The following is a 22,622-nucleotide window of genomic DNA, read 5'->3' as shown; positions in this document are numbered from 1 at the left end:
GGCACGGGTTCTTATTTCATAAAGTGTTAACGTTAACTGCCCTTCTCATCACTGGGATTACATGAAAATTAGGATTTCCATAGAAAAGTGAAAATTACACTTCACAATTTCAATTAATCGTGTACAATGATGATTGTCAAAAAAATACTGATACAGAAATTAAATCAATGTTTACACAGTAAAGGAGAAATTACCCATGAAGAAGTTTGCCCTACTCATCGCCGTTGTTGCCGTTGCCGCACTGGTTGCGATCATCCAGGTCGTCAACGTTTCCGCCGTCAGCAGCACAAACCCAGCCATCGCCCAGATTCAAAACGATGACTTCTACACCCCACAAGCCTACATCAGCCAAAAGAACACTGGCATCAATCACGGTGCCGACACCTTGAGCTTTGCCGGCGTCAGCGACAAAGCCTCCCAAGTTCAGATCGCTGATCTGTTCAGCAATGACACCAATGCCTTGAACACCGTCAACTATACGGTCGATGGTTCCACACTTGTTGTCGACCAAAGCGACCTGCCAGCAGGCGTGAGCGCCTACTCCGCGCAACTCAACGACGATGGCACCACGATCACCGTTCGCGAAGTCAAAAACGGTGTGACCCGTACCCGCAATGGTAGTGCCGTTAACCGTACCAACGACCAACTGAGCAAAGTTGCCGCTGATCGTTAAGCTAAACTAAAGGAGCACCACCTGCCGATTTTGGCGGGTGGTGCTCCTTTTTGAGTTTACCGTTTTGCTTTAGGTTATCGTCGAGCTACACAAAGCAACGGCGGGCTGTCTAAGCTGTCTCGATCTTGCGCGGCACTGCCGCTCCAGCCCAAGTCATCTTAGACTCCCGCCTAAAACCGCGTTGCTTCGCTCTGGGGTTGTCGTCGAGCTACACAGGCTGTCTAAGCTGTCTCGGTCTTGCGCGGCACTGCCGCTCCAGCCCAAGCCATCTTAGACTCCCGCCTAAAACCGCTTTGCTTCGCTCTGGGGTTGTCGTCGAGCTACGCAAAGCAACGCGGGTACAGCTAGCTACGCTATCATGCTCGGGGCCAAGCCCGCCCCAAGCACGATAGCTAGGCTACCCGACCCGCTAAGTACGCACCATCAAGCTCTGGGTTACTTGTTATCCTTTTCCAGTGCTTCCCAGAGACCGTTCAGATAGGCAATGCCTAAGGCGCGGTCGTACAGGCCGTAGCCCGGCACGCCGTCTTCACCCCAGATGTTGCGGCCGTGGTCAGGACGAATGTAGCCGTCGAAGTGGGTGTCGTGCAAAGCCTTCATGATCTCATACATGTCCAGGCTGCCTTCTGAAGACAGATGGGCGGATTCGTGGAAGTCGCCTTTGGCATTCATGAACTTGATATTGCGAGCGTGGATGAATGGTGCGCGGTCTTTTTGCACGAACTCGCGAATGATGGCAGGCACGTCATTCTTAGGATTTTCACCCAGAGAACCGGTGCAGATCGTGAAGCCGTTGTACTTGGATTCGTGCATGGCTTCGATGGCGCGCATGTCTTCCGCATTCTTGTAGATCCGCGGTAGACCGAACAACGGGCGCGGCGGATCGTCCGGGTGCATCGCCATGCGGACGTCGCATTCTTCACAAACCGGAATGATGGCATCGAGGAAGTACTTCATGTTCTCGCGCAGCTTGGCTTCATCGACGTCTTTATAAGCTTTGAAAAGGCCTTCGATCGTCGCCAGCCGTTCCGGTTCCCAGCCGGGCAAGGTGTAACCATTGGAACCATTGCGGGTCGAGTCGATGATCTCTTGCGGATCGTCGGCCAACTTGTCAGCTTCAAACGCCATGTCGTTAGAACCATCTTCCAAGACATAGTGCAGATCTGTGCGCAGCCAGTCGAACACCGGCATGAAGTTGTAGCAGATAACCTTGATGCCGTATTCGGCGAGGTTGCGGATCGTTTGCTTGTAGTTTTCGATGTATTGATCGCGGCTCGGCTTGCCGATCTTGATGTCATCGTGAATGTTGACGGATTCGATGACTTCCAGCTTCAAGCCGGCGTCTTCGACTTCCTTCTTCAGCTCAGCGATCTTGGCTTTGGGCCAGACTTCCCCGACCGGCACATCGAAGAGTGCACCGACAACTTGGGTCGTGCCAGGAATCTGGCGAATGTTTTGCAATGTGATCGGGTCATCTTTTGGCCCGTACCAACGAAATCCCATGTTCTTCATAACTTAGTCTCCTAATTCTTCATGTAAGGTTTTGGCAACGGCCCCCGTACCGGTGATCATACGGGTGAAGTAGCCTTCGATCTTCGTCGTCAAGCCGGCGGCGTCCAGGTCTGCTGGGAAGATCTGCTTGTTGGACAAGATCGGCTGCAACACGGCGTGCGCATCGATGGTGTCGCCTAAGTGGACGTTTTCTACATATGGTTGCAACTTGCTCAACAGCGGATCGCGGCTTGGTTCAAAGGCTTCCCCATCGTCTTTGACCGCCATCAAGAAGCGGCACCAACCGGCGATGATCAGCGGGATCGCTTTGAGTTCGCTGGTATCTTTCTTCCTATCCAAGTAGTGCTGCAGCGTGACGCCATAACGGATCGGCATCTTCTGCGAGGTATCGCTGGCGATCCGCTGCGGCGTGTCTGGAATGTTCTTGTTCGGCAGGCGCTTGTTGATGACCTCGTCGATGAATTTCTTGGGATCGATGATCTTCGGGTCCTTCACTACCGGCAGGTCTTCGTTGTAGCCGACCTGCTTGACCAAGGCGACCAGATCCGGGTTGGTCATTTCTTCGGCGATGCTGGTGTAGCCCAGTACCGAACCGAAAATGGCGAGGCCGGTGTGCAGCGGGTTCAAGCACGCGGTGACCTTCATCTGATCAGCATCGTTGACGGTGTTGCGATCAGCGAGAATGACACCAGCCTTTTCCAACGCTGGACGGCCATTCGGGAAGCTGTCTTCAATGACCAGATAATGGGTGACTTCGGTGTTCCCAAACGGGGCGATGTTCGTGTGTTTGGCGGTGTGGATAATGTCGGTGTCTTCAAAGCCGCTGTCCTTGAGGATCTTGGCAACGGATTCCGCCGGGTTCGGCGTGATCCGGTCGATCATGCTCCAAGGGAAGCTGACCTGCTTCGGGTCACTCAGATAATCAATGAAGCCTTGATCGACGGTGCCCTTTTCTGCCCAACCGTTCGCAATGGTCATGATGGCATCTTGGAAACGCTGGCCGTTTTCGGAGAAGTTATCCGTGGAAACCATCGCGATCGGGAACTTGCCGGCGTTGTAGCGGGCGAGTAACAGGCGGGCGATGGCGCCCATGTTGGTACGCGCGTCATCAGGCGCGCCGGCAATATCGGCTTGCGCCGCCTGCGTCAAATCACCGTTCACGTCTTGCAAGGCGTAACCTTTTTCCGTGATGGACATGGTGACAAACTGGAGGCTTGGCTTTTCAAAAATCGCCTTGAGGTGGGCCCAGCCTGCAGCGTTGGCTTGATTGTAATAAACGGCATCTGCGACGCTGGCAACCAGCGTCTTGTCGTAATTACCGGCTTCATCCATCACCACCTGTAACACGCGGTTGGTGAAGGGCTTGTAAGCTTGTGCCACCACGCCGTCATCATAAGTTTCCGCAACGACCACACCGGCCTTCAATTCGCCGGCATTCAACAAGTCTTGGGCGATCTTGGCATGGAAGCAACGGAACAAGTTCCCGCCGCCAAAGTGAACCCAGATCGGCGCTTCTTCGGTCGCCTGCTTGACCTCAGCCTGATCAAATTGCGGAACCGTGATTCCCGCAGCGGCAAAGGCAGAAGAATCTTTGAGATAATCATCAGTTAAGCGCACCATAAGTGGTATGCTCCTTTCGTTTTTAGAGCTTAATTAATTACACTAATATATCAGTTAACGTCATCACTTTAACATGGACTGAATCCGATTACAAGCAAGGAATTATTTTTTGTCGCGATCAAATATAATTGTTATACTGATCACAGAACGATTGTCAGAGGAGTCTGAATATGGCTGAAATTACGAGTTTTCAAGACGAGGCATACGTTGCCATCCGCAACAAGATCCTGCGTCTGGAGTTGAAACCAGGCGAGCGTATCAATAAAAAAAGTTTGCAAGACGAGCTTTCGATCGGCGCAACACCCATGCGTGAAGCCTTCTTGCGGCTGAGCCGTGAAGGCCTGCTGAACGTCCGGCCCCAAAGCGGGACTTACGTTGCCAAGATCAGCATCGACGAAGTGTATCAGGCCCGGTTTGTCCGCGAAAGCATCGAAAAGCTTGTCGTCTCTGAGGCCATCACGCACATCACCAAAGCCGACCTGCAAGAATTGCAGAAGCTGATCGAGCTGCAGGAGTTGTATCTACACTCCAAAGACTACGACCAGTTCTTCAACTTGGACGAGTCGTTCCATCAGACCTTCTATAAAATCGACCACAAAGCGTTCGTCTGGAACTGGCTGCAGGTCGTCAACCTGCAGTTCAATCGCTTCCGCTATCTCCGCTTGGAAGTGTCTGATCTGGACTGGCAACAGATTTTCGACGATCACCGGGCGATCGTCGCCGCGGTGGCGGACAAGGTCCCCAAACGCGCCGAAACTTGTGTCGGCCGGCATTTACACATGGTGGACGACGATATTAAGGTCGCCTTGAAACTCCACCCAGACTATTTCGAATAGTGCCATTCAATAATTATCCGTATCCTCATCACGAAAGATTAGCTCTTTATTGCACATAACGCCCTGTTTTGAAGACAAAAACAGGGCGTTTTTTTGTGCTGCTTTTATTCTCGCCAATCAGCCAATGTGAGCATGCTCGACAGTTGAATCAGTGCCACTAAAGCCTTATTTGTGAATATTAATATATTAGATTTTGGCATTTTCCTCATTGTCGCCTCTTCTGGTATCGTTGCCACGACCCCCAGCGCCCCTCGGCATATGCCGGACGACGTACCTGGTGCAGGTAAGCCGCCATACCGGGATCAGCCCCTTGATGATTCGCCGCTTTCACCAGCTATCCGGTCTTGATGGTGCTTCCACAAGTTCGATTCGCTATGAGCCGCTAGCGGCCTGTTTATGCCAGCAATGAGTTGGCATTGCCCTGACATACGCTTGAGATGGGATTAGCGTCTCAATTCGTGCGTCCCTTATCCCAGCATCACCGCTTTTCCATTTTATATGAAAATTTTTTTGACGTTAGTCCAGCCATGTGTTAACGTTAACATGTAATCGCATACAAGCCCAAAAACTTGTGCAAATATAAGGAGGTCCCTTTTAATATGATCACTATTCAAAATGCCCAGTTTACGGCAACCGTCAGCGAAGACGGCGCCGAGCTCCAACAGATCACCCGCAAATCAGATGGTCGTAACTATTTGATCGTCGACCCTGAACAAAAGTTCTGGAATCGCCACGCACCGATCCTTTTCCCAGCCATCGGCCGTTCCAACGATGGCGTCTATCTGCTCGATGGCAAAACATATTCGATGGATCAACACGGCTTCGCCCGTGACTTTCCGTTCGACAACGTCCGTCAAACCGCTGAAAACAGCGTTACCTTGAAGCAAACCGCCAGTGCAGATACCCTCAAGAAGTTCCCATTCGCCTACGAATTGAGCGTCACCTACACCTTGACCGCGACTGGTTTGACCGTTGACTTCACGGTTGCCAACCACGACCGCAAGCCGATGCCTTATGCCTTAGGTCACCATCCAGCCTTCGAACTGTACGCACCACTCGAAGACTACCATCTGGAACTCGAGGGTGCCGCATTGCCAGTGCAAAACTTCGGTACCGGCCCAGTGCCATTCCGTGATGGCACCCTCAGCGACTTTGCCGCAGCTGATGGCAACAAGGTCGCTTTGAACCACGACTTGATGGATGGCGGCTTAATCATCATTGACGCGCCAAAGACCAAGGCTGCAACCTTGGCTGCTAACGATGGCAGCCATCACGTCACCGTCTCCTTGGATGACTTTCCATACGTCACCATCTGGACCGCTGAACACAAGAAGGCCCCATTCCTTTGTGTTGAACCTTTCGCCGGCTTACCAGACGCCGCCGGCAAGCCTGTTGACTGGTTCAAGAAGCCTGGCAACAACACGCTGGATCCTGATGCCTCCAAGCATTACGGCTACAGCATGACCTTAGACTAATCACTAAAATAACGGCGCGCGAGCATCCTTTGTGGATGGCCGCGCGCCGTTTTGCTGTCAAAAAAAGCCCCGCCGCAGCGAGACTTCAGTGATTTTATAAGACCCCGATCGTCTGTAAGATCAAATAGATGTTCAAGGCGATCAAGACGCCGGTCGCGATCCACGCACAGACCTTCGACCAGGTATGGTTGGCGAATTCCCCCATCAGCTTCTTGCTGGAGGTGAAGATCACCAGTGGCACCACCGCAAACGGTAGCGCGATACTCAAGAACACCTGAGAAAACGTCAGCAGACCTTCGATCTTGGCTTCGTTGCCGTGATAGATGAATGCGAAGATCAGCACTGGTGTCACTGACAAGCCACGGGTAACGACCCGCTGGACCCACAGTGGCACCTTTAACCGGATGAAGCCTTCCATGATGATCTGCCCGGACAAGGTCCCGGTGATCGTCGACGACTGCCCGGAAGACAGCAAGGCAACCGCGAACAGCATCGACAGCATCGGGCTGGCGATCGCACCGACCACCGATGAGTCTTGCAAAGCGTTGAACAGTTCGCCGAACCGGCCGAGGCTGGAGTTGGTGCCGTAAAACAGCGCCGCGCCTAAGATCAGCAACAAGGAGTTGACGATGAAGGCTAAGAACAACTGCACATTAGAATCGATCGTGGAGAAGCGCACCGCCTTGGCGAGCTCAGCGCGGTTGTTACGGTCGACCTTCCGTGTCTGTGAGATCGACGACCCGAGATACAAGTCATGGGGCATGACGGTCGCCCCGACGATCCCTAAGGTCAGATACAACATGCCATGATTTTGCAAGATCGCCTGGGTTGGCACATAGCCGTTCAAGATCCCGGTGATGCTCGGCTTGGCCAGGAACACTTCATAGGCAAAAACCAGCAGGATCACGGCCACCAAGGTCGCGACGATGGCTTCGATCTTCCGGAACCCGAGTTTCATCAACAGCAATAGCAGCAAAACGTCTAAGGCTGTGATGATGATCCCGATGACCAGCGGAATGTGGAATAAGAGCTGGATCGCGATCGCAGACCCGATGATTTCCGCGATATCTGTCGCCATGATCGCCAATTCAGCAACGATCCACAGCAAGAAGCCAGAGACCTTGCCTGTATGCAGCCGCGTCAGCTGCGCCAAGTCTTTGCCGGTGACGATCCCCAGCTTGGCAGCCATGGATTGTAACAGCATCGCGATCAAGCTGGAAAGCAAGACCACGGCGAGCAGGCGATACTTGTATTGCGCCCCGCCGGCGATAGAGGTGATCCAGTTACCTGGATCCATATACCCGACGGCGATCAAGATCCCCGGTCCTGTGTAGGCCATCAACGTCTTGAGGAAGCCGGCGTTGGTCGGCACCTCAACGGAGCCATTGATCTCATCAAGCGACTTGTCAGCCATGGCGTCTTCCGACTTGATCCGCTCGATATCGATATGCTTGTTCATTAGAATGAACCTCTTTTCTATTGGTTTAGAAATTCGGTGACCAGTTTGGTTTCCGTACCAGGGCTTGGTCGAGCGCCCGTTCAATTTCCATAGAATACTATACCTATATTACTGAACAATTACAAGTGGAATTTTTAGGACACCCAAAGTTTTTTAATCCCGCTATTACGGCATTCGCAGGCACTTGTCCCCGTAAGGTTAGTGCCCACTCAATTCGTGGGAACGAAAATACTAATTAGACATTTTTCTAAATAGATGTTACTATCTATTTAGAGATAATTCTAAATAGGAGGCACCCCGATGGCCCTTAACCAAACCCTGAAAGCGATCAGCGACCCGATCCGCCGCCAGATCCTCGATTGCCTGCGCGATCAAGATCGCAGCGCCGGCGACATCGCCGCGCGCTTCAACCTCACTACCGCCACGGTTTCCTATCACCTCAGGTTGTTGCGCGAAGCGGGGCTGATCACGCAGACCAAAGACAAGAATTATGTGATCTACAGCCTCAACGCGTCTGTGTTTGAAGAATTGCTGAGTTGGATCTACGAACTTGGAGGACAAAATAATGAAAACTAAAACGACCCTTGCTGTCACGCTCCCTGTCATCCTCGCACCGATGCTTTACGGCGCCGCCGTTTACAACCGACTTCCCATGCGTCTGGCCACCCACTGGGGCATCAGCAGTGACCCGAACGGCTACGGCAGTCGCGCGCTGGTCGTCTTCGGGTTGCCGCTGTTGATGGCGCTGGGACAGATTTTTGCCTTGACGGTCAGCCGCAAGCGCCAGCGCGCACCGAGATTCGAGCGCGTGGTGGCCTGGATCATCCCCGCCGTCACCGTCGTCGCGTACCTGACGACTATTGCCTACAACCTCGGCCAGCACGTCGACATCTGGCGGATCGCCATCGTATTGGTCGCCGCGATCTTCATCGCCATGGGCAACTACCTACCAACCGTCCCTGCCGGCTATCAACACAGCCTGACCTGGCCGCACCAACGTCTCTTGAGCAAGCGGGCGACTCGCAACACCGGCTACGCCATGGTCGCCGCCGGCATCGCCTTGCTGTTGAGCCTTTTCACGTTGCCGCTGGTCTCGGCCATCATCGTCGGGATCGCGGTTGTCGCCATCGCCGGCATCAACATCTTGAATTAGCGCAAAAAAGCACTGAGACCCATGATTGTCTCAGTGCTTTTTTGCCAGTCAATCGCCTTGGGTGAGGATCCGCCGGACGCGCGTTCTGATCGGCACGTCGGTGTGATACGCCCGCTTGGCCCCCAGCGCGACGAGTTCTTGCTTGCTCGTCGCCGTCGCCAGCTGCAACACCGCCCCGCCGTGCTGGTAAAACAGCGCGTTGTTCGGGGTGAACGTGTCGACCACGACGGTATCATACTGGGGGAAAGCCAGCGCGAAATAATCGACGCCGCCAAGCGTCATCGCCACCGGCGCTTGGGGCTGATAATACAGCCAAGCGGCCAGTCGCTGATGGGTGTCGCTGTCTTGGACCGCCGCGACTCTGGCCTTGAAGTTGGCGAGCTGGTCGCTGGCCTTGGACAGCAGGCGCTGCCGCGTCGGCGCCTGCTTCGCCTGTGGCACCAGCGGCTTGAGTTGCGGCATCAGGCTCGCCAGCCACGCGGCATAGGGATTCGCCTGGCTGATGATCAAAGTGTCGAGTTCCAGGCTGGTGTGATAAGCCGCAGCGGTGATCATGCTCGAGCCGCTGACGGCCAGCGTCACCTGCGCAAACTCAAGCAGCACCAGCCGCGCTTCCAGCGGCCGCCGTCCCGTCGTGGCAAGCGTCACGCCGGCGGCTTGAAGCTCCGCAAAATCCGCCGCGGCTGCCGGGGTCTGTTCAACTTGTCCCGAGACGATCGTGACCTGTGCGTGGTCGAGCACGACGGCTTGGTCGATCACCGCCGCCAACTCGTGCAACCCACCACTGGTGATACGCGGCGCGATCAGCTGCAACTTTTGCAGCCGCCCATGATTGCGCAAAGCCCCCAATAAAGAAGCGAGGTTGAGTGCCAGCGGCAAGACCTGGACGAACTGGCCGCCGTGGCGTTCAACTTGCGTCAACTGTTGCTGCAACTCGCGGACAAAAGCCGGCGCGACCGGCGGCAGCTTCGTTTCTGGCGCCGGCGCCGGCGCCGCCGTTGCCGCAGGCGCTGGCTTATCCTGCGCTTGCCGCCACGTTGCTGGCAGCGGGGCAAAAGGCGGCTGCAATACCTGCACGGCACGCGCGACCTGGCCTTCCGTCAAGCCCGGCAACGGCGGTTTGCCCCCTAGCGCCTGCACCAGCGCCATACCGGTGGGCGTCGCCAGCGTGCCGGCAAACACCCACGCGCTCACCCGAACAGGCAGTTGGTGTTCCAACCCCCAACGCTTGGCTTCAGGCGTCGGGTCTGCGTCTAGTGCCGGCCACTCAGGCGTCAACGTTGTCGCCAGCGGTTCTGCGAGATCAAAGGCTACCAGCATCCCCACCACCTGCGCCAGCCACTCGTCGCGGTGGGCCGCCAGATAGGCATCCACGCGCTGCGGGCGCAGTGCCAGCCACAGCTTGGCGGTGACGTCTTGGCCGTACCACCACTGGGCATGGGCGAGCACGCACTCACCGAGCCGCTGCCAGGTTTGGCGCCGCGCACCCAGGCGCTTGGTGTGCACGGCAACCCCGGCGGCAAACAGGTTGCGGGTGAGTTTAGGATTAGCCGCGTGAAGCGGTGAATAAGCAAGCGTGAACATGTCGACCTCCAAAAAAACAAACGTACGTTCAATAATACGCGCGAACGGTCTCCTTGTCCAGTCCGGCGATTGTCGCCGTCTAAATTATCGGGTACAATTAGATTGTAAGCGTTTAATCATCTAAAGGAGGACGCCGTCATGCCTGAGCTCGCCACCCTGTACAACTTGTTGTTGGATCCCGGCACCCGCGCTTGGGAACGCGAACAGCTCCAACACGCCAAGGCCGCCTTGGAACACCATGATCGCGCCGCCTGGTCGCGGCTGGAAGCCGCACTGCGCCCACTGGCCTTGCGCGACAACCTGACGCCGGCGGTCGCTGATTTTTATAGCGCGTTGCGTCAAGAGGCGGTGCCGTCATATGATTTTGCCAAACACACCGAAGCCGCGGCCAAGTATGAACGGGCGATTTTTGCCGGCGGCTGTTTCTGGTGTCTCGTGCAACCATTCGAAGACCTGCCTGGGATCGTCTCGGTGCTGTCAGGCTACACCGGCGGCGGCCTCCCGCATCCCACCTACGATCAGGTCCATTCAGGCACCACCGGCCACGTCGAGGCCGTCGAGGTCGTTTTCGACCCGGCGCTCGTCAGCTACGACGACCTGGTCGCGCTGTACTGGCAACTCAGTGACCCGACCGACGCCCTCGGCCAGATCAACGACCGCGGGCCGATGTACCGCCCGGTGATCTTCACCACGACCGCCGCGCAACAAACAGCGGCCGCCGCGTCAAAAAGCGCCTTGGCCGCCAGCCACCGCTTCGCCAAGCCGATCGTCACTGCCATCGAAGCCGCCAAACCATTTTGGCCGGCGGAAAACTACCACCAGCAGTTTTATCGCAAACAGCCGCAACGCTATGCCCGCATCCACCGCGCCCGCCAGCAGTTTCTCGCCGCCCAGCGCCTGCGCGGGTGGTTTTCTCGCAAGCTTCAGTAGTTAAGCTTTTGCATCAGCGCCGTCAGCCGCTTTTGTTCCGCATCGGTAAGGTTGGCAAGCAAGTGGTCGGAATTGGCCTGCTCGAAGGCGTGCAGCCGCGGATAGATCGCCGTGGCCTTGGCCGTGGGAAAAACGCGGCGTAGGCGCTTGTCGTCTGGGTCTTCGCGCAGCGTCAACCAGCCGTCTGCGACGAGCTTCTTAACCGTGCGAAACGCCGTCGTACGATCGATCTGGATGCCGTCTGCCACCGCGCCTAAATACATCCCCGGCCGCTCGCAGACGCGGATCACGTAGATGAAGCGGTTATTATCGAGGCCAACAGGACGAAACGTGGCGTTGCTTTCGGTCTGGATCGTGCGCGTGATCGCGCCGATCTCACGAATAACATCAAACATGGCATATCCTCCTTACGCTAAGGATAGCAAAAAGTAATTGCATCTGCAATCACTTGCGCGTACACTACGAGCTAATAACTCATTGCACCTGCAATGATTATCTGGAGGAAACTGCTATGCTCGCATTCTTTTCATTTGTTTTGATCATGTCCTTCACCCCAGGCCCCAACACCTTGATAGCCATGGTATCCGGCCAAACCCGCGGCTTGACACACAGCTTGCGGCTCAACTTCGGGATGGCCGCTGGTATGGGCATCATGGGGATCTTGGCGGCATTATTTGCAGGTTGGCTGCAACACACGCCGATTTTTATCACCGCCATGAAAGTCGTCGGTGCGGCGTACCTAGCCTATCTCGCCTACCACGTCGCCGTCAGCCGCCCAGAAGACGGCGGCAACGATTCCGACAGTTTCGTCACCGGGTTGCTGCTACAGTTCACCAACATCAAGTGCTACCTATATTTCATCACCGGCCTCGGCGCGTTTACGCTGCCAGGATTGCTTAACAGCATCCCGGCACGCTGGGTGGTGATGGTTGTGCTCGGTTCACTGGGCACCTTTGCTTGGACTGGCGGTGGGCAACTGATCAACCGCTTTTATCAACAGCACTTCCGCCTTATCAACGTCGCCGTCGCCTGCCTGTTAGTCTTTGCCGCCGTCGACTTGTGGCGTTAACGCTGGCCGAGCCACAACCCGGCGACTAAACTGACGATCCCCAGCACAACGGTTCCCAGATAATAGGTGGTAAACGACGCAAACCGGCGATTGCGCAACAAGATCACGCTGTCGACCATGAAGGTGGAAAAGGTCGTGAACCCGCCACACATCCCCGTCAACAAGAACGCAGCGGCGGCCGCGCTGACGGTGGCACCGGTGAGCGCACCTGCCGCCAGCGCCCCGAGCGTGTTGATGACCATGGTCGCCAGCGGCCAGGTGGGCGTGAGCTTTTTGCCGATCAACGTCAGCGCGTACCGCAGACACGCCCCGATGCCGGCACCTATTGCGACTAGCGCGACCATGTTGGCACCACCTTGTTAGCTGTCCACAAGCCCAACCCCGCGGCGGCCAGACCTAGCGTGACGTCCCCGATCAGCCACACCAAGGCGTGCCAGGTCACCACCTCAAGCGTCAAGGTCGAACAGGTCGTGAAGGCGCCGACGAACCCGGTGCCCAGCGCCAAGATCAACCAGTCCGGCAAATCGACACGCCGGGCGAGGCCGAAGGTGATGAACGCCAACAAGAAGCTCCCGACAAGATTGACGGTCGTTGTCGCCGCCAACCCGTGGGCGGCCGGCATCACGCTGCTCACCCCGTAACGGGCGAGGCCACCGAGCGCCCCGCCACCAAATACTGCCAACCATTGTTTCATCACAATCCGACCTTTCCAGCAATAATGATAGTACGGTTAGATTACGCGTGCCTGCCGGCTTCTGCAAGTAACCGTCGCATGCCAAACCCGTTGAAAAAAACTTTTTTTAAATTCGAAACCGCACCGTGACGGGGTTTTTGTAATGCCGGTCAAAATATTTTTGCCTCTGATGGCATGTTTTTTGACAAAAGGTGTTGCGCAATGTCAACGAAGCGGCTATGATAAGCAACATTAAAACAAAACGAAAAACTTACGAGAGACAAGTAAGAGATCCCGCTCCTCCAGTGAGTCGTGGCCAGTGTAAACACGACGGTAGGCAGATTTCCGAATAACACTCTCCCAGTTGCCACCCCAAAGGCGCAAGCCGAGTAGACGTGGTCGTCGTTCGGGGCGTTATCATCCGAAAGCGCATGATCGTGCGCTAATGAGGTGGCCCGAGGTATGTCGGGCAACTTGGGTGGTACCGCGAAATAAAGTCTTTCGTCCCTTGAAATCTAAGGGGCAAAAGACTTTTTTATTTTGTCTCAAATATAAATAAGGGAGTTTTGTTCATGCAATTAATCACACCACAAGATTATGATCCTAAATTGTCCCCGCGTAAGACCCAAGAAGCCATTCGTTACATCCGGGAAACCTTCCAAGAAGAATTCGGCAAGCAACTGAACCTCAGCCGGGTTTCCGCCCCAATGATGGTCGACAAGGCCACCGGGTTGAACGACAACCTGAACGGCGTTGAAGCGCCTGTTTCCTTCACCATGGCAGCGATGCCTGGTCACACGATGGAAATCGTGCATTCCTTGGCTAAGTGGAAGCGCAACGCCTTGGGCGAATTCGGTTTCCAACCAGGCGAGGGCCTCTACACCAACATGAACGCGATCCGCAAAGACGAAGAGCTGGACAACTTCCACTCCATCTACGTTGACCAGTGGGACTGGGAAAAGGTCATCACCAAAGACCAACGCACGATCGAAACCCTGAAGACCACTGTTCGGCAGATCTTCAAGGTCATCAAGCACATGGAACACGAAGTTTGGTACAAGTACCCAGAAGCCGTGCACCATTTACCAGACGAGATCCACTTCGTTACCACCCAAGAACTGGAAGATCGCTGGCCTGATCTGACCCCGATGCAACGCGAAGACAAGATCGCCAAAGAACTCGGCTGTGTCTTCATCATGGGGATTGGCGGGGCTTTGAAGTCCGGCAAGCGTCACGACGGCCGCGCCCCTGACTATGATGACTGGAGCTTAAACGGCGACATCATCTTCTGGTACGAACCACTCGATTGCAAGCTGGAAGTTTCTTCCATGGGTATCCGTGTCGACGAAGACGCCATGGCCCGTCAGCTGAAGATCGCCGACGCTGAAGACCGGTTGTCCCTGCCATTCCACCAAAAGATCATGAAAGGCGAACTGCCTTACACCATCGGCGGTGGGATCGGCCAGTCACGTCTGTGCATGCTGCTCTTAGGCAAAGCCCATGTCGGTGAAGTCCAAGCCAGCGTCTGGCCTCAAGAAATGATCGATGCCTGCGAAGCAGACGACATTCATCTGCTGTAAACCTACTATATAATACGAAATCGTCTACTTAAAACACCCTGGCATCACGATCCTTCGATCGTGATACCAGGGTGTTTTTTTGTGTCTCAGATGATCTCAGCGACCAAGGCAAGAAAAATCGTCAAGATCAACATGTCTGCAGAACCGCCCAAACTCAGATTCTGCTCGAGAAAATCGGCATTCATCTGCGCCAACAGCGCCTGGCCGCTTTGCGTATGGACGCCGCCTGCATCGAGGATCGCTTGGGCTTGTTGTTGCGCCACCGGTAAGATCGTGACGGTGCCTGCCCGGTGGACCAGATTGGTGTCTGTAAAACGTGTGACGATCGCCAGCAGGCTGTCGAGCAACCGCTCGTTCAGCGTCCCTGTCGCTTGTTCCAGCGTTGGCAGGCCACTGCCAAAGACGCTGGGGTAACCGGCCTCTGCCTCGCCGCGCACGCCGGTCAAGCCGTGCGCAAGGTAAAGTTGTTCGCCATTGGTCAGCGCGTCTGCAGCCTTTTTACCAACGTCTGCAAAATCATGCGCGGTGACGCCTGCCATCATGGCCCGGACGACTGCTTGCACCTCGCGGTAAGCCGCATGGCGTTGTTGAAACGCGACGGCCGCCACGAGGATCCCCAGTGAAAAGATGGCCCCTTTGTGTGTGTTGACGCCGCCTGTCGCGGCAAACATTGCCTGCTCCGCCTGGATGCCGGCCGGCCGGAGCGCCTGAAACAGCTGCGGCAGGTCAGCCTCCCAACCGCCACCGGTTGTTGCACACGCCAAGAGGTACGGCTGCAGGCTGAGGCTGGAGTCGATGAAGGTGAAGACGGTCATATCCGGATGCGGTCCCGAGCTGACCGGATCCACCAACCCAGGCTTGGGGTTCAGACTGACTTCATACAACAAAGCCCGAGTGGCAAAATTTGCGAGTTGCGCAGGCGTATACACTGACATATTGATTTCCTTTCACTTGTTTTGCAGCATGAAATGCCGCAGCGTCTGGTTAAACGCTTCTGGGACTTCCGCCATGATGTCATGCCCACAGTTGGGGATCATGACTTCGCGGATCTGCGGATTGCGGCGGGCTAGCCACCGGCCATAGCCGTTGGTAAAATACGGCGTCTGAGTCGCGGTGACAAACAGCACAGGCGCGGGCTCGCGACAAGCGACCGCACGCCAATCGGCCTGGAAGTGGTCTAACAAGAGCCTAGAGCCGCTTTTTCTAGCGAACGGGTGGCGGCTTTCTGCGCGAATGAATGCTGTCATTACCGCAGGCGCCATGCCGTGCAGGGTTTCGTGGCCTGGGCGTGGCTGGTGCAGCTGCGCATCGGCCGTTTGCGCCGTCAGGCCTTGGAAGCCGTATGCCCACTCAGCGTCGTTGAGCATCTTGGGCGACTGGTCCACGACCATCAAGCCGCTAACGTCGACTTCCGGATGCCGTTGCCGCAACGCCCACAACACGCCGGCTCCCATCGAGTGCCCGACCAGCAACGGCCGTTTGAGTCCGAGCTGAACGATAATTTGATCCACGTCGTCGGCCAGCTGCGCCAGACTCGTGGCGACGGCCCCGGTAGATTCGCCTTGGCCACGGTAATCGAAGCAGACGGTTTGTGCGCGGCGAGAAATTGCCGCCACCTGCGCCGTCCAGATGGCCTTGTAGCTGCCAAAGCCGTTGAGAAAAACGAGCGGGCGCCCTGCCCCCGCCACGTCGACGGCCAGTTCGGCACCCGAAACGGTGAGCTTCATTGGCTGTCACCTTGGAAGTGCCATGGGTCTGTGGTCAGCTGCGGGCCGCTGGCGGTTTTCATCATGATCTGGTCGTCGCGGTGTTGGGCGTATTCTTCGAGTGAAAACCCGTCTTGACCGTGAACGACTTGGATGTCCGCGTGCGCGCCGGCGATGGTCTGCAATTGTTGGACCAGCGTCTGCGCGGCGGCGACAGTCAACGGTTGGCGTGGCCGCGTCATGATGACATCGATATCCGAGGTTGCGCGTGCCATTTTCAGCCCGGTCACGAGTTCAAACTGCAGGCTGCCGCCGACACCCCAGTCAAACCCTTGCAACAGCGGCTGCAAGGTTTTAAGCTTTTGAAACGCCGGCAACTGGGCGCGTTGCGGGTCCAATCCAGGGAGCAGCCGCAACGCCGCTTGCGGGGTCACGGCCGCTTTGATCTGGCTCGGCATTGCAAACGCCGCAAACCGCTGATTCTTCTGATAGCCACGAAGGCCGACCGGGATCCGGTCGACCTGGGGGCCACGGCGTACGATCGCGTACGGCGATTGGGTTAACATGGCAGACGCCCACTCTGGAAGCGGCGCCTCTGCTGTGAGTACGGCAGGGCTTGTGAGCAAAACGAGCGTGTGTGGGGCTAAGCCTGCCATTGCTGAGCCATCAAGGCGCGGACCTTGTTAGTTGCCTTGCGCCCGCCGTCTTTGCCATTGACTGCGATTTCGTTGGTGTAACGGAAAGACAGGTCAGCCGGGGCATCAACGAGGCTGGCAAACGCGTCATCAAGGGCTGCCTTGACCGTTGCCACCGCTTTGGCATCATGGTCTTCGCCTTTGACGCCTTGAATCAGGTTGTACAAAGCGCCCAACTTCTGGTAGTTTTCGATGTCGTAGGCCATCGCAGGCACGTGCTTGGTCGCTTCTTCCAACTCAGCGATCGTCCGCTGCGTGATTCGGGCGCTGGACGCCTTGCTCATCGCTTGGATCGTGATGGCGAGATCGTCGAGGGCGACCAGCCGGTTGGACTGCAGGCCCTGGGCCAAGAAGCCACCGGAAACGGCGTCGCCTGGAATGAAGGCCACCACCTTGTGCCCGGCCTGGCGCGCACGCGCATAAGCACTTGCGGCAGAAGCCAGCGCCATGTGGATCCCGATCAGTTCTTCTTGGTAGCCGTATGCCTGGCTCGGCACGTCGACCACGATGACGATTGGGGTCTTCGCGTCTGCCGGCTTGTTGTGGTCGGCGGCAATCAGGTCGTTGACCACGCCGGCAACCGTGTAGCCTTCTTGCAGGCCGACTTCCCCGTGGCGGACCCGAGGAAACCGATTATTTTCGTCTGGCACGATCGCCACGTACTCACACCCGTCGGCTTGCGCGTGCAACACGGTGGGCACGTCACTTTGCGCGTTGGTGATACCCGTCAACAATTCAAACCAGTTGCGCCCGCGGGACTTGGTGCCTGGCTTGGTGCCGCTGACTGCAGGCGCCAAATGATGAGGCTTGGCAACGACCTGCGTAAACAGCTTGTCGTAGCCGGCAATATCAAGCGGCTGGCTGGGATCGAGCTGATCCAGCAAGGTCAGATAGAAATCGCCGCGCTGATCGCGATGGGAATCTTTTTTCTCATCGAGCGCAGCGGTGATGGCCGTGCGGAAAGCCTCAACATCGTCGTCAACGACTTCATCGATGATGCCGGTGGCTTGGCGCTGCTTGGTGCCCAGCGTGTTCCAGATCAGGTTCTTGTCGGAAGCATCCCATTCCTTGACCCCGGCTTCTTGCTCGATAACCTCGGGCCCGTTCAGGCCGATACGCGCCTTGTCGGTCCCGATCACATAAGACAACAGCGCGTTGGTGATGGACATACCGCCAAACGAACCGACCCGACCAGGTACCAGGCCGATGACCGGCACGTATTGCTTCAAGGCAATGACCATGTTGTGGATCTCAGAGATCGACAACAGGCCATAGTTGGCTTCCTGCAGGCGGACGCCGCCGGTATCCAAGATGATGATCGGATACACGGTCTTGCCGGCTTCGTTATCTGCCAACACGTGTTCCAGTGCGGAAACGATTTTGGCTCCGGAAACTTCCCCGATCCCGCCGCCTTGAAACGCGCCTTCGATGGCGATGATGACGGTGGCTTTCCCGCTCAGCTTGCCTTTCATGACGACGATGCCGTCATCGGCTTCGGGCACGATGTTTTGCGGGGCCAAGTGTGGTGAAATCATGTTATCGAGCGGCCCGATCAACTCCCGGGTGCTGCCGGCATCGAGTAAGGCTTCTGCGCGCTGGCGTGCGTGTAATTCAACAAAACTATTGCTCATTTTTCAACGCCTCCATTGCTTGGGTGAGCCGCAGGTTGACGACGCCTGGGGTAGCGCCAAAATCGTTGATTTGAAATTCTGCCAGTAACGGGTACCGGTCGAAGAAACGGTTCAAGACGTTTTGCCAGACGACTTTGAAGCCGTCGCTACCGGTCACGATGTTTAGTTCTGATTCCTTGTGATCGGTCGGCTTCATGATGACTTCGAGGTCACCGGAAGCGACGACCCCGATATGAACGGGATGGGCGATCGGTTGGGTCGCTTGATAGTTGAAATGTAATTGTTCCATGATGGGACTCCTTTCATGATAAGGCTGTGGAGAGCTCGCGCTTTTAGGAGGACAGCTAGCCTAGCCTAACGCATTGCCGGCGGGTTTTGCCGGTGAGCTCGTCACGCAACCAAGATAGACTGCTACGCCGCCTTAGCTCCAGCTTCTGAACTTTGCCGGTGGGTTGTACAAGCCCTTAGACCAATTGACCAGGTCTTCCATGTTTCGGGCCGCAAGCAACGACCGGGTCGCCTGGTTGCGATTGACGCCGAGGTCTTCGGGGAAGGCCACGATGCCGCGCTCGCGCAGGTCCTTGACCACGGCCGGATTCGACCGCAAGCCCACTGGGGTGACCCCGGCGATGGCTTCGATTGCGGCTTGGCGTTCGGCCATGGAATCGGTTTTGTACAGATAAGCGATCCCTTCTTCGGTGACGATGTGGGTCGTGTCTTCGGAATAGATCATGATCGGCACGTTTTGCAACTTGGCTTCTTTGCGCACTTCCACCGCATCAAGGGAATCGACGAAGACTGGGCGCTTGTTCGACCCAAAAGTTTCAACCATCTGCACGACCAGTTTTTGGCCTTTGCCCAACGGATCGTCATCAGCGCGCAGGCTCTGCCATGCTGGCGTGGAATGACGCCGGCCGCTTGGGTTAGAGCCCATGTTAGGCGCACCACCGAAACCGGACAGCCGACCGTTAGTGACGGTCGAGGAGTTGCCATACTGATCGATCTGGAGCGTGGAACCGACAAACATGTCCAGCGCGTATTGGCCGGCAACCTGACCGAACGCCCGGTTAGAGCGCATGGTGCCGTCTTTGCCGACGAAGAACACGTCAGGCCGCGCAGCGATGTATTGTTCCATGCCGACTTCGCCACCGAATGAATGGATCGACTGGACCCAGCCGGATTCGATCGCCGGGATCAGGGTTGGGGTGGGGTTCACTTCCCAGTTTGGCACGATCTTGCCTTTCAGCCCCAGCTGTTGGCCGTAAGTCGGCAACAACAATTCGATGGCGGCGGTGTTGAAACCGACCCCGTGGTTGACGGACTGAACGTTGTGTTTTTCATAGATCCCACGAATCGCCATCATCCCCATCAGGATCTGTAACTCGGTGATGTTCTGGGGGTCGCGTGTAAACAGCGGTTCGAGCTGGTAAGGTTCGTCGGCTGGAATGATGACATCGATCCAGTCGGCCGGAATATCGACCCGCGGCAGCTTGTCGACGACTTCGTTAGCCTGCACGATGACGATACCGTCGTGGAAGGCTGCGGCTTCGACGATGACCGGGGTTTCTTCTGTGTTGTAGCCGGTGTACAAGTTACCGTCTTTATCGACTTTGTCCGCCGCCACCAGGACCACGTTGGGAATCAAGTCGACAAACAAGCGGGCGTACAGTTCCAGATAGGTATGAATGTCCCCAACCTGCAAGGTGCCGTCTGCGATCATCTGTGATACCCGCGTGCTTTGCGGGCCGGCGAAGGAGAAGTCCATCTTCGAGGCGATCCCGTCTTCAAAAATATCCAGGTGTTCCGGCCGCGAAATGCTGCTCATGATCATGTGCAAATCGTGGACTTTTTCTGGGTCCACAGACGCCAGCGCCTTTGACAAGAATGACGCCTGCTTCTGGTTATCCCCTTCCAGCACGACCTTGTCGCCGGAAGCGATCAAGCCTTCCAGGATGATCTTGGCATCGTTTGTTTTGGCAAACTTGCCGGACAGCTTGTTGGTCACAGCTGAGAGCTTTGCCGCCTTGGCTTGGCGATGCGTTGTCCAATCACGTTCTTCGCTCATTAATAAGTACCTCTTTCCCATTTATTCAACAAAAATACGGCGTCTGATACGCTCATTTGATACAAATTGATTTGGTGCAGGTCGCCGAACTTCTGGCCTAAGACCTTACGGAACGGCCGCCCGGGTGAAAAGTTCACGATACTGTCCGGGGCGTAATCGCAAGCGACGCTCATCATCGCCTCAAAATACACCGGATGGACCAGGTTATTGCCGAGGTCTTCTCGCACCGGTGGCACCTGCCGCACGGCCCGGCCTGAGTAGTTCGTCAGGTAGATGCCGTTTGGCTTGGCCAGCGTGACATCGGCCAACGTAGCGGCTAAGTGGGTGCCAACTTCCGCCATCAACGGCGAGTGTGACGGCACCGGCACTTTCAGCCGGCGGGCAAGGACCGCACCGGCCTGCTTGGCCAAGGCCACGACCCGATCGATCGCAACCAGTTCACCGGACAAGGCCGTTTGATCTTCAGCGTTTTGGTTCGACGCGAACACCGGGTGTACCGGATCGTTGACTTGTGCCACCAGCGCTTCGACTTCTGCACGGGTCAAGCCAACGATGACGCCCATGCCGTAACCATCGGGATAGGCCCCTTGCATCAGCTCTGCACGCCGCTTGACCACGCGGAACAAGTCGTCTTGTTGCAAACTGCCGATCGCATACGCCGCCGCAAATACCCCGAGACTGTGCCCGGCAACTAGGTGTGGCTTGCGGCCTGCCGCTTGCATCGCGTTGACCTGCGCCACCTGTTGAAGGGCAATGCTGACCTGGAGCTGGACTGAATCTCGGTAGCCCTCATCGCTATCCAAAAGCTTGAGGTCCAGCAAGTTCTCCACATGCTGACGTAACGCGGCATCGACCGGTTTGAGCATGCCGGCACTTTGCCCCCCTTGACCGGGGAAAATCCATAATGAATTCATGATTGACCTTCTCTCTTGATGATCCGATCGCTCTCACAAGGTTACTGTAAGCCAAAGTGATAACGGTGTATAATGAGTTTATCTTATAGGTATAACCGTTAGTTATTAATCGGAGGCGCTCATGAATCTTGCACAGCTTCAAGGCTTCGTCTATACCGCGCAAACCGGGAGTATCACCCAAGGCGCACGCCAGGCCCACATCAGCCAGCCGGCCATGACCAAAATGATCCAAGAATTGGAAAAAGAGCTCGATGTGCCGCTGTTTGATCGCGTCGGCCGCGGGATCCAGATCAACGATGGCGGGCGGTTGTTTTTGAATTACGTCGAATCTGGTCTCGACCAGATCGAAGAAGGCGTCGAAGCCATCACCAAACCGACGACCACCAAGCGCCCGATCCGCCTGCTGGTCGAAGTGGCGTCAGCTTTGATCCCCGACATTATCCGCACGATCAATGAGATCTACCCGAGCGCGTCGATCCAGTTGACCCAGCGCATCACCGCGGTCAACGAGACCCGGGAATTTTATTTCACCATCTCTACCCGGATCCCGCGGCCCGACAGGCGGTCTGTGCCACTTCTCAATGAAGAGATCCTGCTCGGCAGCGCCGACCCTAAGCTGACGGCACATCCTTTTATCGATCCGGCCGAGCTTGCCGGCCAACCGATCGTCTCGCTGGGCTACCACACCCCGCTGCGAAACACCTTGGATCAATACTTTGAGACTCGCGGGATCGATCTGAATTACCAATACGAATCCGACGACCCCGACAGCATCCGTGCCATGCTGGCCGCCGGCATCGGGATCGGCTTTATTCCCTCAGTCACTTGGGCGGCAACAGGCAAACAACTTCACCTCGCGCGAATCACCCCTGACCCACCGTTTCGCACCATCTACCTGACCGAGGGCCAGGCCAAAGAAGACGTGCGCACGCGCAAGGTCGCTAACGCCTTGGTGGCCTTGTTTGTTGACGCCCGGACACGCGCATTGACGATCTGACGCCGACAAGTTTTGCTTGCAAACACGCGTTTAACTCGTTACACTGACGT

Annotated in this window: 23 protein-coding genes; 9 read left to right on the top strand and 14 right to left on the bottom strand. The window is 56.3% G+C overall.

What is annotated here, in order from left to right; genetic code table 11:
* The first annotated feature begins 196 nt into the window (after window positions 1-196).
* On the top strand, window positions 197-673 hold the full coding sequence (locus ACYVRB_RS03710; RefSeq protein WP_461213637.1) for a hypothetical protein: 477 nt from the start codon (window positions 197-199) through the stop codon (window positions 671-673).
* 435 nt (window positions 674-1,108) lie between these two features.
* Here the strand turns inward: ACYVRB_RS03710 and uxuA are convergent, their stop codons facing one another.
* Together uxuA and ACYVRB_RS03700 are read right to left on the bottom strand one after the other, a co-directional pair.
* The gene (uxuA, locus tag ACYVRB_RS03705) at window positions 1,109-2,185 is read right to left on the bottom strand and encodes a mannonate dehydratase (RefSeq protein WP_461213636.1); all 1,077 of its coding nucleotides are present in this window, start codon (window positions 2,183-2,185) and stop codon (window positions 1,109-1,111) included.
* Window positions 2,186-2,188: 3 nt separating this feature from the next.
* A complete protein-coding gene (locus tag ACYVRB_RS03700) occupies window positions 2,189-3,805 on the bottom strand; it encodes a mannitol dehydrogenase family protein (protein ID WP_461213634.1) in 1,617 nt (538 codons plus the stop codon).
* Between the two features lie 170 nt (window positions 3,806-3,975).
* Here ACYVRB_RS03700 and ACYVRB_RS03695 point away from each other — a divergent pair, with 170 nt between their 5' ends.
* Together ACYVRB_RS03695 and ACYVRB_RS03690 are read left to right on the top strand one after the other, a co-directional pair.
* Window positions 3,976-4,641 (top strand): GntR family transcriptional regulator, encoded by a 666-nt coding sequence (locus ACYVRB_RS03695; protein ID WP_461213633.1) that lies wholly within the window; start codon window positions 3,976-3,978, stop codon window positions 4,639-4,641.
* A 599-nt stretch (window positions 4,642-5,240) separates the two neighbouring features.
* Window positions 5,241-6,116, top strand: a complete 876-nt coding sequence (locus ACYVRB_RS03690; RefSeq protein ID WP_461213632.1) for an aldose 1-epimerase family protein — start codon at window positions 5,241-5,243, stop codon at window positions 6,114-6,116.
* 94 nt (window positions 6,117-6,210) lie between these two features.
* Here the strand turns inward: ACYVRB_RS03690 and ACYVRB_RS03685 are convergent, their stop codons facing one another.
* On the bottom strand, window positions 6,211-7,575 hold the full coding sequence (locus tag ACYVRB_RS03685) for an Nramp family divalent metal transporter (RefSeq protein ID WP_461213631.1): 1,365 nt from the start codon (window positions 7,573-7,575) through the stop codon (window positions 6,211-6,213).
* A gap of 300 nt (window positions 7,576-7,875) precedes the next feature.
* Between ACYVRB_RS03685 and ACYVRB_RS03680 the strand changes: the two genes are divergently transcribed.
* Together ACYVRB_RS03680 and ACYVRB_RS03675 are read left to right on the top strand one after the other, a co-directional pair.
* Window positions 7,876-8,151 (top strand): autorepressor SdpR family transcription factor, encoded by a 276-nt coding sequence (locus tag ACYVRB_RS03680; protein WP_461213630.1) that lies wholly within the window; start codon window positions 7,876-7,878, stop codon window positions 8,149-8,151.
* Complete coding sequence (locus ACYVRB_RS03675) at window positions 8,141-8,728, top strand: DUF1648 domain-containing protein (protein ID WP_461213628.1); 588 nt, start codon at window positions 8,141-8,143, stop codon at window positions 8,726-8,728. The genes ACYVRB_RS03680 and ACYVRB_RS03675 overlap by 11 nt, the downstream gene beginning before the upstream one ends.
* A 48-nt stretch (window positions 8,729-8,776) precedes the next feature.
* On the opposite strand, the gene ACYVRB_RS03670 is transcribed toward ACYVRB_RS03675, so the two are convergent.
* The gene (locus tag ACYVRB_RS03670; RefSeq protein ID WP_461213627.1) at window positions 8,777-10,312 is read right to left on the bottom strand and encodes a hypothetical protein; all 1,536 of its coding nucleotides are present in this window, start codon (window positions 10,310-10,312) and stop codon (window positions 8,777-8,779) included.
* 138 nt (window positions 10,313-10,450) lie between these two features.
* Between ACYVRB_RS03670 and msrA the strand changes: the two genes are divergently transcribed.
* Window positions 10,451-11,242 carry a peptide-methionine (S)-S-oxide reductase MsrA gene (gene msrA / locus ACYVRB_RS03665; protein WP_461213625.1) on the top strand — a complete coding sequence of 264 codons (792 nt, stop codon included), beginning with the start codon at window positions 10,451-10,453 and terminating at the stop codon, window positions 11,240-11,242.
* On the opposite strand, the gene ACYVRB_RS03660 is transcribed toward msrA, so the two are convergent.
* Complete coding sequence (locus ACYVRB_RS03660) at window positions 11,236-11,637, bottom strand: MarR family winged helix-turn-helix transcriptional regulator (RefSeq protein ID WP_461213623.1); 402 nt, start codon at window positions 11,635-11,637, stop codon at window positions 11,236-11,238. The two genes, msrA and ACYVRB_RS03660, sit on opposite strands and share 7 nt — an antisense overlap.
* A gap of 116 nt (window positions 11,638-11,753) precedes the next feature.
* On the opposite strand from ACYVRB_RS03660, the gene ACYVRB_RS03655 reads away from it, so the two are divergent.
* Window positions 11,754-12,311, top strand: coding sequence for a LysE family transporter (locus ACYVRB_RS03655; RefSeq protein ID WP_461213621.1), 558 nt, complete (start codon window positions 11,754-11,756; stop codon window positions 12,309-12,311).
* Here the strand turns inward: ACYVRB_RS03655 and ACYVRB_RS03650 are convergent.
* Window positions 12,308-12,655: a fluoride efflux transporter FluC gene (locus ACYVRB_RS03650; protein WP_461213619.1), complete on the bottom strand. Its 348-nt coding sequence runs from the start codon at window positions 12,653-12,655 to the stop codon at window positions 12,308-12,310. The genes ACYVRB_RS03655 and ACYVRB_RS03650 overlap by 4 nt on opposite strands.
* Window positions 12,643-13,005 (bottom strand): fluoride efflux transporter FluC, encoded by a 363-nt coding sequence (locus tag ACYVRB_RS03645; protein ID WP_461213618.1) that lies wholly within the window; start codon window positions 13,003-13,005, stop codon window positions 12,643-12,645. Before ACYVRB_RS03645 ends, ACYVRB_RS03650 begins: the two co-directional genes overlap by 13 nt.
* A gap of 551 nt (window positions 13,006-13,556) precedes the next feature.
* Between ACYVRB_RS03645 and asnA the strand changes: the two genes are divergently transcribed.
* Complete coding sequence (gene asnA, locus ACYVRB_RS03640; protein WP_461213617.1) at window positions 13,557-14,564, top strand: aspartate--ammonia ligase; 1,008 nt, start codon at window positions 13,557-13,559, stop codon at window positions 14,562-14,564.
* Window positions 14,565-14,650: 86 nt separating this feature from the next.
* Here the strand turns inward: asnA and ACYVRB_RS03635 are convergent, their stop codons facing one another.
* The 7 genes from ACYVRB_RS03635 to ACYVRB_RS03605 all read right to left on the bottom strand — a co-directional run bounded on the left by ACYVRB_RS03635 (window position 14,651) and on the right by ACYVRB_RS03605 (window position 21,575).
* A complete protein-coding gene (locus tag ACYVRB_RS03635) occupies window positions 14,651-15,499 on the bottom strand; it encodes a triphosphoribosyl-dephospho-CoA synthase (protein ID WP_461213616.1) in 849 nt (282 codons plus the stop codon).
* A 12-nt stretch (window positions 15,500-15,511) separates the two neighbouring features.
* Window positions 15,512-16,291 carry an alpha/beta fold hydrolase gene (locus tag ACYVRB_RS03630; protein WP_461213614.1) on the bottom strand — a complete coding sequence of 260 codons (780 nt, stop codon included), beginning with the start codon at window positions 16,289-16,291 and terminating at the stop codon, window positions 15,512-15,514.
* Window positions 16,288-16,926 (bottom strand): malonate decarboxylase holo-ACP synthase, encoded by a 639-nt coding sequence (locus ACYVRB_RS03625; protein ID WP_461213612.1) that lies wholly within the window; start codon window positions 16,924-16,926, stop codon window positions 16,288-16,290. Before ACYVRB_RS03625 ends, ACYVRB_RS03630 begins: the two co-directional genes overlap by 4 nt.
* Window positions 16,914-18,596: a biotin-independent malonate decarboxylase subunit beta gene (mdcD, locus tag ACYVRB_RS03620; RefSeq protein WP_461213611.1), complete on the bottom strand. Its 1,683-nt coding sequence runs from the start codon at window positions 18,594-18,596 to the stop codon at window positions 16,914-16,916. The genes ACYVRB_RS03625 and mdcD overlap by 13 nt, the downstream gene beginning before the upstream one ends.
* Window positions 18,586-18,885 carry a malonate decarboxylase subunit delta gene (locus ACYVRB_RS03615; RefSeq protein ID WP_461213609.1) on the bottom strand — a complete coding sequence of 100 codons (300 nt, stop codon included), beginning with the start codon at window positions 18,883-18,885 and terminating at the stop codon, window positions 18,586-18,588. The genes mdcD and ACYVRB_RS03615 overlap by 11 nt, the downstream gene beginning before the upstream one ends.
* Window positions 18,886-19,017: 132 nt before the next feature.
* Window positions 19,018-20,661: a malonate decarboxylase subunit alpha gene (mdcA, locus tag ACYVRB_RS03610; protein WP_461213607.1), complete on the bottom strand. Its 1,644-nt coding sequence runs from the start codon at window positions 20,659-20,661 to the stop codon at window positions 19,018-19,020.
* Window positions 20,661-21,575, bottom strand: a complete 915-nt coding sequence (locus ACYVRB_RS03605; protein ID WP_461213605.1) for an ACP S-malonyltransferase — start codon at window positions 21,573-21,575, stop codon at window positions 20,661-20,663. The genes mdcA and ACYVRB_RS03605 overlap by 1 nt, the downstream gene beginning before the upstream one ends.
* Before the next feature lie 121 nt (window positions 21,576-21,696).
* On the opposite strand from ACYVRB_RS03605, the gene ACYVRB_RS03600 reads away from it, so the two are divergent.
* Window positions 21,697-22,572, top strand: coding sequence for a LysR family transcriptional regulator (locus ACYVRB_RS03600; protein WP_461213603.1), 876 nt, complete (start codon window positions 21,697-21,699; stop codon window positions 22,570-22,572).
* The last annotated feature ends 50 nt before the right edge of the window (window positions 22,573-22,622 follow it).

The sequence above is a fragment of the Lacticaseibacillus boliensis genome, assembly GCF_054784775.1.
The sequence above is the reverse complement of the archived record's forward strand: the minus strand, read 5'-3'. Positions and strand labels throughout refer to the sequence as shown.